This window comes from Pseudomonas sp. NPDC008258 (assembly GCF_042956345.1).
GTDB lineage: Bacteria > Pseudomonadota > Gammaproteobacteria > Pseudomonadales > Pseudomonadaceae > Aquipseudomonas.
On sequence record NZ_JBIBGE010000029.1, the window covers coordinates 40,144 to 56,821 of the forward strand.

General features: G+C 60.4%; 15 protein-coding genes. 12 read left to right on the forward strand and 3 right to left on the reverse strand.

The genetic code is table 11. The features are described from left to right. Positions 1–38: 38 nt before the first annotated feature. The 3 genes from ACFY9W_RS21625 (at position 39) to ACFY9W_RS21635 (ending at position 3,537) form a co-directional block, all read left to right on the forward strand. A complete protein-coding gene (locus ACFY9W_RS21625) occupies positions 39–1,727 on the forward strand; it encodes a M24 family metallopeptidase (protein ID WP_391134411.1) in 1,689 nt (562 codons plus the stop codon). A 112-nt stretch (positions 1,728–1,839) separates the two neighbouring features. Then, positions 1,840–2,733: a LysR substrate-binding domain-containing protein gene (locus ACFY9W_RS21630; RefSeq protein ID WP_391134414.1), complete on the forward strand. Its 894-nt coding sequence runs from the start codon at positions 1,840–1,842 to the stop codon at positions 2,731–2,733. Between the two features lie 99 nt (positions 2,734–2,832). Further along, a complete protein-coding gene (locus ACFY9W_RS21635) occupies positions 2,833–3,537 on the forward strand; it encodes an SDR family oxidoreductase (protein ID WP_391134417.1) in 705 nt (234 codons plus the stop codon). Positions 3,538–3,947: 410 nt separating this feature from the next. Here the strand turns inward: ACFY9W_RS21635 and ACFY9W_RS21640 are convergent, their stop codons facing one another. Further along, positions 3,948–4,427, reverse strand: coding sequence for a winged helix-turn-helix transcriptional regulator (locus ACFY9W_RS21640; RefSeq protein WP_391134420.1), 480 nt, complete (start codon positions 4,425–4,427; stop codon positions 3,948–3,950). Positions 4,428–4,585: 158 nt separating this feature from the next. On the opposite strand from ACFY9W_RS21640, the gene ACFY9W_RS21645 reads away from it, so the two are divergent. The 5 genes from ACFY9W_RS21645 to ACFY9W_RS21665 all read left to right on the forward strand — a co-directional run bounded on the left by ACFY9W_RS21645 (position 4,586) and on the right by ACFY9W_RS21665 (position 11,197). After that, complete coding sequence (locus ACFY9W_RS21645; RefSeq protein WP_391134423.1) at positions 4,586–6,412, forward strand: tyrosinase family protein; 1,827 nt, start codon at positions 4,586–4,588, stop codon at positions 6,410–6,412. Beyond that, a complete protein-coding gene (locus ACFY9W_RS21650) occupies positions 6,409–8,145 on the forward strand; it encodes a hypothetical protein (protein ID WP_391134426.1) in 1,737 nt (578 codons plus the stop codon). Before ACFY9W_RS21645 ends, ACFY9W_RS21650 begins: the two co-directional genes overlap by 4 nt. Before the next feature lie 61 nt (positions 8,146–8,206). Further along, positions 8,207–9,811, forward strand: a complete 1,605-nt coding sequence (locus ACFY9W_RS21655; RefSeq protein ID WP_391134428.1) for a hypothetical protein — start codon at positions 8,207–8,209, stop codon at positions 9,809–9,811. Positions 9,812–9,977: 166 nt separating this feature from the next. Beyond that, positions 9,978–10,601 (forward strand): NAD(P)H-dependent oxidoreductase, encoded by a 624-nt coding sequence (locus ACFY9W_RS21660; RefSeq protein WP_391134431.1) that lies wholly within the window; start codon positions 9,978–9,980, stop codon positions 10,599–10,601. Then, positions 10,598–11,197: a TetR family transcriptional regulator gene (locus ACFY9W_RS21665; RefSeq protein ID WP_391134434.1), complete on the forward strand. Its 600-nt coding sequence runs from the start codon at positions 10,598–10,600 to the stop codon at positions 11,195–11,197. The genes ACFY9W_RS21660 and ACFY9W_RS21665 overlap by 4 nt, the downstream gene beginning before the upstream one ends. A 195-nt stretch (positions 11,198–11,392) precedes the next feature. Here the strand turns inward: ACFY9W_RS21665 and ACFY9W_RS21670 are convergent, their stop codons facing one another. After that, positions 11,393–12,295, reverse strand: coding sequence for a LysR substrate-binding domain-containing protein (locus ACFY9W_RS21670; protein ID WP_391134437.1), 903 nt, complete (start codon positions 12,293–12,295; stop codon positions 11,393–11,395). A 122-nt stretch (positions 12,296–12,417) separates the two neighbouring features. Here ACFY9W_RS21670 and ACFY9W_RS21675 point away from each other — a divergent pair, with 122 nt between their 5' ends. Beyond that, entirely contained in the window at positions 12,418–13,266 is an 849-nt protein-coding gene (locus ACFY9W_RS21675) for a nitroreductase family protein (protein ID WP_391134440.1), read from the forward strand. Positions 13,267–13,276: 10 nt separating this feature from the next. Here the strand turns inward: ACFY9W_RS21675 and ACFY9W_RS21680 are convergent, their stop codons facing one another. Then, the gene (locus ACFY9W_RS21680) at positions 13,277–13,708 is read right to left on the reverse strand and encodes a GFA family protein (RefSeq protein WP_391134443.1); all 432 of its coding nucleotides are present in this window, start codon (positions 13,706–13,708) and stop codon (positions 13,277–13,279) included. A 41-nt stretch (positions 13,709–13,749) separates the two neighbouring features. On the opposite strand from ACFY9W_RS21680, the gene ACFY9W_RS21685 reads away from it, so the two are divergent. The 3 genes from ACFY9W_RS21685 to ACFY9W_RS21695 all read left to right on the forward strand — a co-directional run bounded on the left by ACFY9W_RS21685 (position 13,750) and on the right by ACFY9W_RS21695 (position 16,295). Then, positions 13,750–14,709 carry a LysR substrate-binding domain-containing protein gene (locus tag ACFY9W_RS21685; RefSeq protein WP_391134446.1) on the forward strand — a complete coding sequence of 320 codons (960 nt, stop codon included), beginning with the start codon at positions 13,750–13,752 and terminating at the stop codon, positions 14,707–14,709. A 332-nt stretch (positions 14,710–15,041) separates the two neighbouring features. Beyond that, positions 15,042–15,530, forward strand: coding sequence for a DUF2199 domain-containing protein (locus tag ACFY9W_RS21690; RefSeq protein WP_391134449.1), 489 nt, complete (start codon positions 15,042–15,044; stop codon positions 15,528–15,530). A 177-nt stretch (positions 15,531–15,707) separates the two neighbouring features. Further along, positions 15,708–16,295: a hypothetical protein gene (locus tag ACFY9W_RS21695; protein WP_391134452.1), complete on the forward strand. Its 588-nt coding sequence runs from the start codon at positions 15,708–15,710 to the stop codon at positions 16,293–16,295. The last annotated feature ends 383 nt before the right edge of the window (positions 16,296–16,678 follow it).

Here is a 16,678-nt window from a genome sequence, read left to right on the forward strand (position 1 = left end):
TAGCAACAATCGAACCTCCCATTGCGCCCGAGGTGTTCATGCAAAGCCGCCACATCATTGAGTTGTCGCCTTCGGGCAAAACCTTCGAAGCCAGCCAGGGTCTGCTGCTCGATGCCATGCTCGCCAGCGGCCTGCCGGTCCCTTTCTCCTGTCGCCGCGGCGCGTGCGGCTCCTGCAAGGTCAAGGTGGTGTCGGGGCTCTATCAGGACAAGCAGCGCGATGCGGACACCCCCGCGCCGTCCTACCCGTTGGCCCCTGACGAGATGCTGCTGTGCCAGAGCCACGCCTGCAGCGACATGCGCCTGGAGATCCCCGGCTGGTCCCTCGACGTCCCGACACTGGCATTTCAAGCGCAGGTTCACAGCAAGCGAGCGCTGAGTGCAGACATCGTCGAGCTGGTGCTACAGCCTGATCAGCCGCTGGAAGTGCGGGCTGGCCAGTACGTGAGGTTCCAGCTGGGCAACGGCGACAGCCGCTGTTTCTCCATCGCCAACCTGCCCGCCCAGGACCAGGGGCAACTGGTGTTTCATATCCGCAAGGTTAGCGGTGGGCTGTTCACCGAAGGCCTGCTGAGTACCCTGCAAGCGGGTGACACGCTGACGCTTGAGGGGCCGTTGGGCGCCTGTACCTGGCAACATGAGGACCAACGCCCACTGGTGCTGCTCGCCACCGGCACAGGCTACGCCGGCATCAAGCCCTTGCTGCTGACTGCCCTGGCCCGCAATACCGATGTCACGCTGTACTGGGGTGGTTCATCGACGGCAGACTTTTATGACCGCGACTTTCTCGACCAGGCCAGCCATGCATACCCGCACTTTTGCTGGCACCCGGTTCTTTCAGCCCAGGCACGCGTGCAGCAGGTGGCGCTGGGCCAGGCGCATCAGTGGGCCGAAACCCAGGTCTATGCCTGCGGCAATGCCGCGATGATCAGCCAGGCCCGCGAACAATGCCTGGCCGCAGGCGTACAACCCCACCGTTTTGTCGCGGAGGCCTTTGTCGCCAGCGGTGCAATGACGCCACAGCCTTCTGCAACCAATACACGCCACCCGGAACTGGAAAAAGTCGGCCCTCGTTTTTCGCTGGATGGCATGCTCGCCGCACGCGAGCAGTCGGTACGGTCGGTGGCCGCGATCGCCAGCCAACTGCGTGTCGGCATGACCACCGCCCAAGCACTGGAGATGGCCGCGCAAACCTTGCAGGCAATGGGCGCGTCACACACCTGGCACCCCACCTACATCCGTTTTGGCGACGACACCGTGCGCACACCGCGGCAAGGTATCGACCTGCAACGCGTATTACGTACCACAGACATTGTCGTGGTCGACGTAGGCCCGGTCTGGGATGGCTACGAAGGCGACTATGGCGACACCTTCGTGTTCGGCCAGCGCGAGTTGCACCACGCGTGCGTCAAGGCACTGCACGAGGTATTCGATGAAACCCGCGATGCCTGGGGCCGCGGCCTGACCGGGCGAGAGCTGTACGACTTCGCCGAGCGCAGTGCCCAGGCCAAAGGCTGGCAACTGGAGCGAAACCTGGCTGGGCACCGTATCGCCGACTTCCCGCATGTGCTGTATGGGCAGGAAAAACTGGCCGACGTGGAAATCGTCCCGAGCGAGGTGGTGTGGGTACTGGAAATACAGCTGTGCCACCCCACTGAGCCGGTCGGGGCGTTTTTTGAAGACATCCTGATAGGTGAACCCGGCTCGGCGCAGGCAAGGGCTGCTTGAACCCCTGCACACGCATGTGCTTGTCGATCAATGCAGGTTTACAGGGTAAGGTTGCAACAGGCAACCTCACCCTTTGCGGTCTCCCTCGCCATCCGATAGAACTTCCATTGCCATGCCCGACGGTTTTCCTGATTTGCCCTCGCTCAACGCGCTGCGTGTGTTTGAAGTGGTGGCTCGCCACTTGAACTTCCGTGTGGCTGCACAGGAACTGGGCGTGACCCAGGCGGCAGTTGCCCAGCAGATACGCGGGCTGGAAGCCAGCCTGGACCTGCGTCTGTTTGAACGACTACCCCGTGGTTTGGCGTTGACCGATGCCGGCCAGGGTTACAGCGCAAGCATTCGCAGTGCACTCGCGATGATCGACGAGGCAACGCGCCTGCTCAGGCCACAGGCAACTCACCTGACGGTCAGCGTTACCCCTACCTTTGCCTCGAAATGGCTGATTCCCAGGCTCGGCAACTTTGCGCAGAGCCACCCCGACATCGATTTGCGCGTGCTGGCAACCGATCGGCTGTCTCACTTCAGTACCGATGGCGTGGATCTCGCTGTGCGTTATGGCAAGCCCGATATCGGCGCGGGCCTGAACAGTGAACTGTTGATGGAGCAACGCATCGTTGCCGTGGCCAGCCCGAGGTTGTTTGAAGGCCGCGACATTCCCGTCAACTTCGAGCGGCTTCAGGACTTCGTCATGCTTCACGATGCCCATAACTTCTGGCCTGGGTTTCTTGCAGATGTCTTTCCGCAGCATGCGCAACCGACTGCCAGAAACGTGCGCTTCAATCAGACCTCGCTGGCCATTGATGCGGCAATCAACAGTCAGGGCATTGCGTTGGCCAGCCTCGCATTTGTCGGCGAAGACATCGCCGCAGGCCGGCTGATGCAGGTGTTCACCCACCAGCTCAGGCTCGACAAGTCGTTTTACCTGGTTTGGCCGCGCAAGATGAAGCAGGCGCAGTCACTGAGCGTTGTCCTGCACTGGCTCAAGCAACAAGCTATCGATAGTTAATCTACTGTTAAAGTGAAGCTCAGCTGCCTCCCTCGCCACTGGGACTACTGCTAAGGTGAATGCACCCGAGCAATCCGTATTGAGAGACCTGGAGGCAATATGTCAGTAGAAAAAGTTGCGATTATCACGGCAGGTGGCAGCGGCATGGGAGCCGCGGCAGCGCGCCGCCTGGCCGCCGATGGTTTCAAGGTGGGTATCCTTTCCTCTTCGGGCAAGGGTGAAGCGTTGGCTGCCGAACTTGGCGGGATAGGTGTAACCGGCAGCAACCAGTCGGTTGAAGACCTGCAACGCCTGGTCGACGCTGTGGTGGAAAAGTGGGGCCGCATTGACGTGCTGGTCAATAGCGCCGGCCATGGCCCGCGCGCGCCAATCCTGGAAATCAGCGACGAAGACTGGCACAAGGGCATGGACACTTACCTGCTCAATGTCATTCGCCCGACTCGCCTGGTAACCCCTTACATGCAGCGGCAGAAGAGCGGCGTGATCATCAACATCTCTACTGCCTGGGCGTTTGAACCTAGCGAACTGTTCCCCACTTCTGCTGTATTCCGTTCTGGCCTCGCCGCGTTCACCAAGATCTTCGCCGACAATTTCGCCGGGGATAACGTGCGTATCAACAATGTTTTGCCAGGCTGGATCGACAGCTTGCCGGCCACCGAACAACGCCGCGACATGGTGCCACTGAAGCGCTATGGCACCAGCGAAGAGATTGCTGCGACCATTGCGTTCCTCGCCAGCGAAGGCGCGGCCTACATCACAGGGCAAAACATCAAGGTCGATGGTGGGTTAACACGCAGCGTTTGATTGTGCGTGGCGGCAATTGCCGTTGAGCCCGGTGCCCGCCACTGCATCTTCAGCGCCTGTGAGACCGAGCGCCGCCCGCGCGGCGCATCGCGAGCAAGCTCGCTCCTACATCTGTTTCGGGCCAGTAACGCCTGTGCCATGCGCGCGCGACCGCCTTGTTCGTACCACGCGATATCGAGTCATGCGCCAAAGCGTTCGCGCGCATATCCCGCAGGAATGATTGGCCCGAAACAAATGTAGGAGCGAGCTTGCTCGCGATGCGCCGCGCGGGCGGCGCTCGGTCTCACAGGCGCTGCATATCTTGTGGCCAACACCTGTCAGCCCTGATGCGACCTGTGAGGGAACGGGTTCGCATCAGCCTCGAAAAAGGTGCAAGAACAGCACCTTCGCAATGGCAGGAATACGCCCTCTCACGCATCGGCAACCCGCTGCAATCCCCCCTCCAGCGGCAGTTCATAAGACTTCTTCACCGTACGCACCACCAGCGTGGAGGAGTAAGTGCGAATAGGTATGTCCCGGTACGTATCGAGAAACCGGTAGATGTAGTCCGTGTACTCGGTGGCATCACGAAACTTGGCAACCATCACGAAATCGAACTCGCCAGTCATCAGGTAGCAGTCCTGGATCTCCGGGTGGCCGGCCAGGATGTGCTGCATCTTGCGGTCGATGTCGTAGCTGTCGCGGTCCAGCTTGACCAGAAAAAAAGCGGTCACCTGAATGCCCAGCTTGCGCTCGTCCAGTATCGCGACCTTGGCCTTGATGATGCCTGCGCTCTCCAGCCGCCTGATCCGCCGGTAGCAACTTGTGGAAGACAGCCCGACGCTGTCGCTGAGCAACTCCAGATTCTGGCTGCAATCCTTTTGCAGCTTTCCCAGAATTTTAAGATCCATGGCGTCTGTCATTTTCCGCGTGTCTTCCTTGAAAAACTGCAATGAATTCGCCGCAAGGGCGGGCCAATTTGCACGATTCCTGCGCGCCGGATCTTTACCATCATCTGAGCTTAGCAGCCCGGCCAGAGATGGCCTTCGGGGCGCATGAGAGGGACCTTATGATTGTTGCCAAACCGACATGGACCGCGGACATCCACGGCCTTTTCACTGCCCCCTACTGGATTCCCGCCACGCAGCGGGCGGCTGTGGCAGCCTCGTGGGCCGGGTGCATGAACGCCTATTTCGTGTACCTGGACGACCCGGATTCGGTCAGGACCTGGTCAGAAACCATCTACCAGCACCTGGCCTCGCGCAACATGCCGCTGACCCTTGACCAGCAGCAGTTCTGGCCGATCGATGCGCTGGAAACCTTCAGGTTGTGGGTCAACCAGGGCTGGCGTCTCGATGCCGGTTCGCCCTTTGACCCGGCCGAGCGTATCCCGCCACCGGACCTGCCCCAACGGGTCAAGCGGGTAAGGCAAGACATCCGTGCCCTGAGCCTTGAGGAGCTGAACCTTTACCGCGCCCGCCTGGATGACGTGATGCAGGTGGGCGACCCCGACAGCGGTTCGCCCTGGCAACGCTATGCCTACATCCACACCAACTGGTGCCTGCATTATCAGGAGGCGTTTGCCCTCTGGCACCGGGCCTACCTGTTGTACCTGGAAGAACTGATCGACTGCGCCATTCCCTACTGGGACTGGATGGCCGAAAACGCCAGCGTTGACGGCAGCCCGCAGGCCGGCCTGCCCCAGGCGTTTCTGGATGAAACCTATGTGCACCCGCACTCAGGCGAAACCCGCCCCAACCCCTTGCGCTACGCGGCCGCCAAAGACGGTTGCTCCAAAGTGTGCGCCAGTGGCGCGGGAAACGGGGTGGACTGCCGGTACGTGCAGCGTGACCCGCTGTTCTACACCCGTGGCGACGAATCGCGCTTTGAACGCACGCGCCTTTACGGCATGAGCCAGATTTTCCAGCAGCAGGTGGTCGATGCTTTGAAGTTCACCACCTTCAGCCAGCCACAGGGCGTGCCCGGTTATCCGTGGGCCAACATCCCGGTGTTCGACCCACCCCAGCAAGACAACCTGTACCCCAACCGCGCCCTCAACTTCGATGGCCTGTACGAGCAACCTCACGACAACTATCACGGCTGGATCGGCGGCGACATGGCCGACAACGCCTACACCGCGTTCGACCCGGTGTTCTGCTCCTACCACGCCAACATCGACCGCGTGCTCGAAGTGTGGATCAGGGCCCACCCCGGGGCGCAATACACCACACAGTGCCTGCTGCAGCCGTTCGCCGGCCGTGACGCCACGCAACTCACCTTCACCAGCGCCGACGCCTGGCGCTACACCACCCTGGGCGACATGGCCCAGGACAGCCGGCACATCGGCTACGACTACGGCGTGCCGGTTGCCCCGCAGTTTGGCGCCCCCAAGGCCAGCAGCCCTGCTTGCTGCAAGCACAGCGCCAAAACCGAGCCTGTCGTGCAAAACGCCGCCGGGCCTGGGCCTTGGGTGGTGTTCGACCATGTGCGCTGCACCCACGACACCTACCTGATCGACGTCTTTCTCAACCAGCCCGACGCCACTGCGCAGCACGTTAGCGCCGACAACCCCCACTACGTGGGGCGCTTCAGCCGTATCGGCATGGGGCTGGTGGATGACAAGGGCCGCTGCATCACCCACGGCGTGTCCCGCGCACTGAATGCAGCCCGCAATGCTGGCGCACTTGGCCTGGCACCCGACGATGACGTGCAGTTGTCGCTGGTGGTGACCCACCTCGACAGTGGCCGCCAGCTCACGCCTGACGCGTATACCGCCCTGCCCGGTTTCACCGCCCAACTGGTGTGGGACGACCCACGCCAGACCCTCGCCGGTCCGCCCCCGGTCGCCGGCTGCTGCTCCACCTCCACCCCTCGCACACCTGGAGAACCGACATGAGCACGCCCTTCAAGCAGTTCACCTCGCCCGCTGGCCAAGCCCCCAAGGACTACAACAAGCTGGGCCTGGAAGACCAGTTGCCACAGTTTGAAACCGACTGGAACAACGACCTTACCGGCTGGACCGAGTCGTCCATCATCGGCAACCCCTGGTCTGGCCTGTACGACGCCCCCCGCTCGGGTTACTACAACCCGCTGGTGGAAGGTTTCGGTGATATGACCGCCCCTGCAATCACCTGGGCGCCCTTCCCCAACCGGCTCTGGACGTTCTTCTACAACAACGGTGCGGCGGTCATTCCCCAACTGGGCAACAAGGCCATGAGCCTGGACCAGGTGATGGAGTTGACCGACCACGGCCAGATCACCATCAACAACACGCTGTACACGCTTTACGACCCCGAACAGAAAGGCACCTTGCTGCAACTGCCTGCCAAACGTTGCCCGAGCATCGACTGGAACGGCAAGTACACGGCGTTCTCGCCTTCCGGCCCACGGGGCTGGCTTGACGAGTACTGTGAGTGGTCCATCGTGCGCGATACCAGCGGCAACATGCGTAAGATTACCTTCACCTGCGAAAACCCCGCGTATTTCCTGGCCATGTGGCGGATCGACCCGAACGCGGTACTGGGCCTGTACCGCGACTACATCGATGCGAACGTGCAGCTCGAAGACCTGTACCTGCGCTATACCGTCGACTGCCCGACTGGCAAGGCCGGCGACCCGGTCATGGACCCCACCACTGGCAAGCCGGCCTATGACACGGTCAACAAATGGAACGCCGGCACCGCCTGTGTGCCCGGCCAGTACGGTGGGGCGATGCACCTGACCTCCGGCCCCAACACCCTCAGCGCCGAAGTGTACCTGGCCGCCGCGGCCACCATCCTGCGCCCGGTGGGCAGCAGCCAGAATGCCCAGTCGCTGATCTGCTGTGCGCAGTATGGGCAGAACTATCGTAACTCCGACCCGCACATCGGCTTCATGGCCAACTCCACGGCGGTGAACAACCGGTTGTCACTGACCAACCCCATTGGCCTGTACCTGCAACAACCTACCGACTTCAGCGGCTGGAAAGGCCCGCAAGGCCAGGACGTGAGCCAGTACTGGCGCATCACGCGCGGCACTGCCAAGTCGGCCGCCAATGGCTCCGACCAGATCCTGCAGGCAGTGTTCGAGGTGCCGGAAAGCGCCGGTTTCTCGATCAACGACATCACCATCAACAACCAACCCGTTGACTATGTGTGGGTCATCGCCCAGCAACTGCTGGTGGGCCTGAGCGTCACCGTCAAGCCGCTGACCACCGAGCCTGCGTCCTTCCCGTGCGTACAGAGCCGGGTGAACGGCCTGCAACCCTGGCCGGTGCAACTGCTGCCGCTGGACCTGTTCTACGGCCAGTCCCCCACCGACCTGCCCGCCTGGCTTGCGCACGGCAGCAGCAACCAGTTCGTGTTGGTGGTGCAAGGTGCCTCCACGGACACCACCACGCAGAATGCAAGGGTGCAATTCTCCAACCCTGGGGTTACGGCGCAGGTTACCGAGTACCTGCCCGACGCCTCGGCCATTCCCGGCCAGACCAACTCTGGCGGAACCCAGGCCTACATTCTGACCATCACGGTCAGCCCCACCGCAGCACCCGGCCTGGTGACCGTGCGTGCATTGAACCCGGGCGAAGACGTGAACGTGAGCGCGGCCGACCACCCTTGGGAATCCGGCCTGGCGCTGGTGCCCGGCGCCTGAGCTGCGCCCCTTCAACGCCGCACCTTCGGGTGCGGCTTCACCACGTGCAAGGAGCGCAATGATGGCCAGGTTACGCTTGAGTGTTCTGTCGCTACTGAGCGGCGTGCTGCTGTGCCTGTCGGCCCTGCAACCGGCCACTGCGGCCATGACTTCGGACGCTGATGCCTGTGTGCAGCAGCAACTGGTGTTCAACCCGGCCAGCGGTGGGTTCCTGCCGGTCAACAACTTCAATGCCACCAGCCAGGCATTCATGAACTGCTTTGGCTGGCAGTTGTTCATTGCCTTGAACTGGCCTGTCAACCCCGGTTGGCCGGCCACCGCCAGCCTGGCGGGCGAACCCGACATGAACAGCACCCTGGCGCAGTTCGGCGTGCCCTCCGCGCCCGGCCAGCCCATGAGCGTGGCGCCGGTTTGGGCCAGCTACAAGGACGCCAACGACATTTTCTTGCCCGGCGCGCCCACACCCACCGGCTGGGGCGTGCAAACCCTGGTGCCGTCCGGTTGCAGCACCCAGGGCAGCCTGAAGGCAGTCAAGGTGGGGGCACGCAAATTCATGAACGCCACCTCGGAAGGCGCGATCAACGCCTTGCACGGTTTTCACCTGTCCACCGGGACGCTCGCTGCCATGCCCGACTCGGTCATGGAAGCGTCCGGCGGCTGGCTGACGGACCAGGCAGGCAACCTGGTGTTCTTTGAGCGCAAAGTGGGCAAAGCCGAGTTCGACTATATCGTCGACAAGGGGCTGTATGACGCCGCGAACCAGTTGAAGGTAGCGCAGAACCAGGACGGCACGACACCGGAGGGGCTCTCGCTGCCCATTGGTGAACCGATGCGCTCACTGCCGCCGAACCCGGTACCGCAGGAGCAACTGGGCGCGATCGAGCTGAAGGCTGCCTGGCGGGTACTGACCGGCAAACCCGAACTGTTCGGGCGCTACCTCACCACCGTCGCCTGGCTTAAACGCCCCGACACGCTGGAGTGCACCCAGGAAGTGGTGGGCCTGGTGGGCCTGCACATCATCAACAAGACCCAGGCTTCGCCCAACTTCATCTGGACCACTTTCGAGCAGGTGGACAACGTGCCCGAACCGGACCAGGTGCCGCCACAACAAACCCCGCCGAACGGCTTCGCCTTCAACAACCCCGACTGCGGCACCGGCCCCGAGTGCAAACCGAATGTGGCCCGTATCCAGTGCAAGCAACACAACCCTGACAGGGACTGCACCGACCTCTTCCCCCGCGACCAGCCGGTACAGACTACCCGCGAACACCCCGTGCCCAATGACCTGCAAGCCCTTAACAGCGCCGTGCAAGCCAACTTCGCGCAGCACAGCCAGGGGCAATCGGTGTTCCAGTACTACAAGCTGATAAACGTACTGTGGACCCTCGCCCCCAACCCGCCCAGCCCGGAACCTGGCTTCAACGCAACAGTACCGCTGTCGTATGGGCCGTTTATCAGCCAAGGCAATGTGCCGGTGGCCAACACCACCATGGAGACCTATGTGCAGGGGGATGGCTGTAACCAGTGTCATCAGTACGCGACAATTGCGGGTAGCCCATCGTTGGCTTCGGACTTCTCGTTCCTGTTCAACGGTGCCAGTTCGGCTAGCAAGAAAAGCTTGATCAAACGGGTGAAAGCGTTTGAAACGCTCAAGGATCGGCCTTGAGCCAGCCGCGCATGTCGGGTTTGAGTTCCGGGTATGCCTGAAGCGCCAGGCCTCAGGCATCGCCAGCCCGCAACTGGACAAGTTACTTTTGGTAGGTTACTTTCGGTATATAGAGAGCGACTCTGTTGAAAGGCGAGCTGCTCACCCCCCACCTGGAGAGCCAACCATGCACAGCTTGATCGTCGTCGCCCACCCCGACCCTGGTTCATTGACCCACTCCGTCGCCCAGCGTATAGCACAAGCCATCACCGCTCCGGGCTCCGGGCACAGCGCCGAGCTGGCTGACCTGGTTGCCGAGGGCTTCGACCCGCGCTTCACCATGGCGGATCAAGCGTTGTTTCTGAAGAAGGCTGCTGCGCCGGCTGACGTGGCGTCAGAACAACAACGAATTGATCGTGCGCAGGCCCTGGTCATCGTCTACCCGATCTACTGGTGGTCCTTCCCGGCCCTGCTCAAGGGCTGGATCGACCGCGTTTTTGCGCAGGGCTGGGCCTATGAAGAAACCAACGACGCCAAGGTGGTGAAGAAATTGCGCCACTTGCGAGTGCACCTGGTAGGCATCGGCGGCGCCAATGAGGGTACATACATGCGCCACGGCTATGCACCCGCCATGAAGACCCAGATCGACCACGGCATATTCGACTACTGCGGTGCAGAGGTGCACAGCTCCTGTCTGATGCTGCCCGCGGATGCGGACTCTGCCGCGGCCCATCTGGACACGGCACACAGGATCGGCGCTAGCATCTTCGCGCCTCGACCCGCCACCACGCAGCGACAAACCTGCGCATGAAGTCGCCACATCACCCGCCATCGCGCCAGCGCCTCAGCAGGGAAGCGCGCGCTCGCCAGTTGCTCGAAGTCGCCTGGACACTGATAAACGATGAGGGCACCGATGCGCTGACGCTCGGTCGGCTGGCCGAGGCTGCAGGTGTCACCAAACCGGTGGTCTACGATCACTTCGGTGCCAGAGAGGGTTTATTGGCGGCACTTTATGAAGACTTCGACGTTCGCCAGACCGTACGCTTCGATACTGCTGTCGCAGCTGCCGAGCCCTCGTTGACGGACAAGGCGAGGGTTTTCGCCGACGCCTATGTCGATTGCGTAAGCACCCAGGGGCGTGAGATCCCCGGGGTGCTGGCTGCCCTTGGCGGCTCGCCGCAATTGAATCTCGTCAAACGCCAGTATCAAAAGGCGCTGCTCGAAAAATGCGCCGGAATATTCACGCCCTTCGCCGGGCCCGGTGGAATGACCCAGGCCAGCCTTTGGGCGATGTTGGGGGCCGCAGATGCACTGTCGGATGCTGCGGTGTCTGGCGACATCACTGAGCATGCGGCAAAGGAGGAGTTGCGGCTGAGCATCCTGGAGGTGGTACGGCGCAGCCGGTGAGGGAGACGCCAATGGCGGATGACTGCTGCCGGCTCCAAAGCAGCCGGTGAGCCGAACAGCAATCTTTGTGGGAGCGGGCGCGCCCGCGAAGAAGACACCGCGGTGGATGGCACGGGCTTCGCCCGTGTTCGCGGGCAAGCCCGCTCCCACAGAGTGCGCGTCGTGCTCAGGAACCCAGTAGTTTTTCAGTGTCTGCTATAGGTTGAAAGCGCCGTCAGCTAGCCGCTCGACAATCCAGTCTACGAAGACACGGACACGCGCATTCAACTGCTTGTTTGACGGATAAATCACTGAAATGGGTATCGTAGCGCAGGTGTGCTTTTCAAGGATGGGTACGAGTACGCCGGATTCAAACAGCCGCGCTGCGACAGATGCGAACGTCTGTCCGATTCCCGTTCCATTCATGATCATATTGATATGGCTGGCACTGTCATTCGTGGCAACGTCGAATCGGGATATGAGGTGCTCTGCGCCTCGCTTGCGAAATCGCAACGGCCAGACCTCACCGTTCGATGCGCTGAAATAGCCCACGATCTGGTGATGCTCCAGATCAGCCGGGGTTGATGGCGTGCCGTGCTGCATCAAGTATTCAGGGCTTGCACAGGTGACCAGTTTGTCGGTGAAAAGCCTCTTCGCAACCAACGAAGAATCCGCTAACTGCCCAGCCCGTATTACGCAGTCGACGCCCTCCTCGATCAGATTGACAGGGCGGTCGCTGACCCCCAGTGCGACCTGAATGTGGGGATGCCGCGCTCTGAACTCCTTGAGCACCGGTATCAAAAGCAACTGTGCCAGTGAAGAGTGAAGGTCAATGCGTAGTCTGCCACGTGAGGCGGCGCCCATGTCTCTTAGCTCAGCCTCGGCCTCGTCAAGCCGCGCAACGAACTGCGTTACCTTGCGGTAATACTCACTGCCCTCAGTGGTGAGCGCGATCGTCCGAGTCGTTCTCTGAAGAAGTTTTGTACCTAGGTGCTCTTCGAGTTCCTGTAATGCCTTGCTGACAGATGAGCGAGGCATACCGAGGTGAGTAGCCGCTTTGGTAAACGACCGGGTCTCAACTATCCGTTGAAAGGTGCGAATTGCTTTCAGATGATCCATCCAGCGATTTTAGCCAGGCATCACCTATTGTCCACAGCTGTGGATTGTGTAGTCGTTTTTTGATGGCTTATCTTTGTCCCTCGCAACGTTAGTCTTTGGTCAACTTTTCCAGGAGACCGCAGATGACCGACCTTACGAGTGCACAATCCCACCTCCTTCAACAGCGATATGGCAGCCAGGTAAAGCCTGAGAAGGTCATCATGACCCCAGTGGTCGAGGCGATGCTTGGCCACAAGTCGGTCCGGACATTCCTGCCGGATGCGCTTCCTGAAGGGGCTATTGAGACGATGGTCGCTGCTGCACAATCGGCATCCACTTCTTCGGCTCTAAACCAATGGAGCCTGGTCGCCGTGACGGATATGGCCTTGAAGAACGAGATTCACGACACCGTCGCGCGTGAAGTAAAAGTTGCCAGTCTTCCATGGATTCTGGAAGCTCCCGCACTACTGCTCTGGGTAGCAGATACCTCCCGCTCGGCTGCGATTACCCGCGACCAAGGTGGCGATCCATTCGTCCTGAATTACCTGGACTCGTTTCTGATGGCATCGGTGGACGCGACGTTGGCAGCTCAAAATGCTTCTCTTGCCGCTGAGTCGATAGGCTTGGGAATCGTATACCTGGGAGTGATGCGAAATATAGCCAAGGAGCTGGCCAGCATCATCAACCTCCCGGAGCACGCTTTCGTCACCTTCGGTATGGCTCTGGGACATCCAGACCCGAACCGTGCAAGTGCCATCCGCCCTCGGCCAGCTCAGCCAGTGGTGCTGCACTACAACCGCTACAATCAGGACGGCTACCGAGACTACGTACAGGGCTATGAACAAGCCTGCCAGGTTTTCCGCAGCCAACAGAAAATGTCGGCCAAAACCTGGAAAACCGCCCTGCACAATTCCATGACGAGCATGGAGTACATGGGCGGGCGTAAAGATTTGCGTGAAACGGTAACGGAGAGGGGGTTCAAGCTGCTCTAGGCAAACTCATTTACCCTAGTGCTGCGGCGAATGCTTCGGGCGTCGGGCTCTCCTGCCATTGCGCGATAGTCTCCGGCAGCGCCAGCCATGGCTGCTTGCGCCGTGTCCAGATATGCGCAACTGGCTCGAAACGCTCAGCGCCATCCAGGATGCCGGCCCGTACCACTCGCATGCCGGGCGCAGCCGTGGTCTCGTTGAACAGCCGGGTATGACATGTACCGCAGGCATATTGGGTGGACGTTTGACCTTGGTGTTCATGCTCAAAGATCGCCGTTTCGCCCACCACCTGAACGGCCGACGCCGGGCTCAGCATGTGCAGGCCAAAAGCACTGCCGCTCCAGCGTTGGCAGTTCAAACAGTGGCAGGCATACAGCGGCGGCAATTGCTGCGCCACGATCTCGATGGTGACTTGCCCACATCGGCACTGACCGGTGATTCTCATGCGTTAGTTCCTTACAATGACGCCCGGAAAAATGTGGGCGAATGATCGCTTTTCACGGGCTCGGGCAGAAGATCAATTTAGGAGCAACTGTTGGCCAAGAATGTATGAGCGGTATTGAATGGGAAAGCCAGCGTGTATTTCTCGCCGTGTTGCGCTCTGGCAGCCTAAGCGGCGCGGCGAAGTTGCTGGGTATCGCCCAGGCCACTGCGCGCCGGCGCCTCGACCACCTTGAACACGCGCTCGGTGTGAGTCTGTTCGCCCGCACACCTCAGGGGCTGACACCTACTGCAGGAGCGCAGCGCCTGATCGAACATGTGGAGGCCATGGATCTGGCCGCGCAAACCTTCAACCGTATGGCCAGCTCTGAAGCGTCGATGGATCACGGTACAGTCCGGCTGACCTGTGGCGAGTTGCTTGGCGTCGAGGTATTGCCTGACCTATTGCGCCCTTTCCATTACGAACACGCCGGGCTCAAACTTGAGTTGAGCATAAGCGATGCGCTTGAAGACATCGCCAGGCTGCAATCGGATATTGCGGTGCGGCTGGTGCGGCCCAATGAAGCTGATATCACGGTGCGGCGTGTCGGCAGTTTGCGGATTGGCATCCATGCCAGTGCAGGGTGCCTGGAGCGTTACGGTAATCCAGCCTCCCTGCTGTCGCTGCGCCAGCGGCCCCTGATCGGGCCGGACAGACGCTCAGCGGATTTGCGTCGGCTTGTCGACGCCGGCCTGTGCGATGCGGACCAGCATTTCGCCATCGCCTCTGATCATCACCTCGCTCAACTGGCGGCTCTGAAAGCGGGCATGGGCTTCGGACTCTGCCCGACGCAAATAGCAAAATCGCACGACCTCATACATGTGCTGCCACACGATTTTGGCTTTGAGGTAGACGTGTGGATCGCAATGCACAACGACCTGCGCAAAATCAACAGGATCGTTCAGGTGTTTGAGGTTCTTGGGGAGCAGTTGCATCTATGCTTGGCCGATCAGCCAGCAGCGTAGACAGTGGCATCAACTGCTTGGCCTTAACTGTAGTTATGGGTGGAAAGCGGTCAGTCGCAAATAGCTGTTTTTGAGCCATAGCAGCCGGTGAGGCGCACAGCAATCTTTGTGGAAGCGGGCGCGTCGAGGCGTCGAACCGCCGCGAAGAATCCAATGCGGAGCCTGGCACCGCCTGCGCCGGTGTTCGCGGCGGTTCGACACGCCCGCTGCATTGACCACGATTTCGATGCTTGCCGGCTGACTCTTTCGTTGATATCGCACCTCCAGGGAAGCCTTATACTGGCGCCGCGTCGGCATCACCAAGCCCGGTAGATGCAACAGGAGCTTTTAAGATGATCTGCAATGAATGCGGAAAGGAACACACCAGCGATGACATTGAGCTTGTTTTCCTACACCCAGACCTGGTAGCAGCCCTCCCTACTGAGATCAGGGCTGCTGAAGTCCAAGAGAGTAGCGACTTGTGCATTCTCAATGCCGAACGATTCTTTATCCGGGCAACGCTACCTCTTCCTGTATTGCAGCGTGATGAGCCCTATAGCGTTGGGGTATGGGTCGAACTCAGGCAACCAGATTTTGAACGTATCTATGAGCTGTGGGATGACCCCGATCAGTCCTCTGAACCACCGTTTGCCGTATCCCTTGCCAACGCCATACCGACTTTGGGTGACACCAACGGCCTTCATGCTCAATTGCGGCTGACAGGGCCGACTACCAGGCCTCAGGTAGTGCTGATGCCAAGCGATCATGCACTGGCAGTTGAGCAGACCTTCGGTATATCGATTCATAGAGCACATGAGTACAGTGCCCTGGCAAGCGGATGACTACCAAATGACTACAGCGTTACGGCGTTTACAGCAGCACTCACTGAGCGACCAGCAACATTCGCCTGCCGTACGTGGTGGTCAGCTACGAGTCGGGAGGGAACTACAGGTAGTTGTCAGTAGTCGTCAGGATCATGAAAATGCCACCAACTTTTATGCCCGATCAAAGGACTGACCATGTTTTTGCGCACCGCCATTGCTCTCGTCGCCGCACTTCTCAGCGCCTGCGGCAGTATCCAGCACAATACGACAGAGGCCAGGCAGCACATCAAGGAAGACCTCAAGCTGGCCGAGATTACCGACACGTCGTTCACGAGTTTTTGCTGGATGCGCATCGGCGGGCCAGCGGGCTGCCACGCCACACCAGGTATCAGCGTCCTCACGCCGGATAGTCTTCTTCTGGTCGACCACCAATGGGGGAAATACGTCAAGAAGGACGTTATCAAAACGGAAAATGTGAGGTGCATTCATGAGGGAAACGGTGAGATTTTCTACGTCTTCACCGATCAAGTGGCCGTGCAGGTCATGCCATTGACCGACGTACCTGGATCCCCGATGGTGAACAATGCCAGGTATCGGGAAGAGGCGATCAAAATGCTGCTGAGTAATGGCCAGCCCTACGTGACACGTGAGGTTGCGCCTATGATCGTAGCGTCGGGCGTCAAGTTTTACACGACTATGCCAAGCGGAACGGCGGGCATGAATGTCGGCCAGATCGTAAGCCCGTGCCCAGGCGCTCACCTATCCAGGACCTCACTGAACTGAGAGTTGCGCTGCGGATATCATTGGCGCCGATTGACCCGACCAAGCTAGAGACCGCCCATGCAATGCTGTCAGTGCCTGCCCCTACAGGATCATCACCAGAGTGCAGGCCTGCGCTGTATCTGTGGGAGCCGGGCTTGCCGGCGATGGGCCGCAAAGCGGCCCCAGTTCGTGAGCACGACGCGCACTCTGTGGGAGCGGGCGTGCCCGCGAACACCGGCGCAGCCGGTGCCAGGCTCCGCGTTGGATTCTGCGCGGCGGTTCGACGCCTCGACGCGCCCGCTCCCACAAAGATTGCTGTTCGGCTCACCGGCTGCCACGGGTCGATAGCGGACAGTGGTGACCGGCGACAGTAGATGTCGAAGGCTACCCCTGAGCATGAGGTT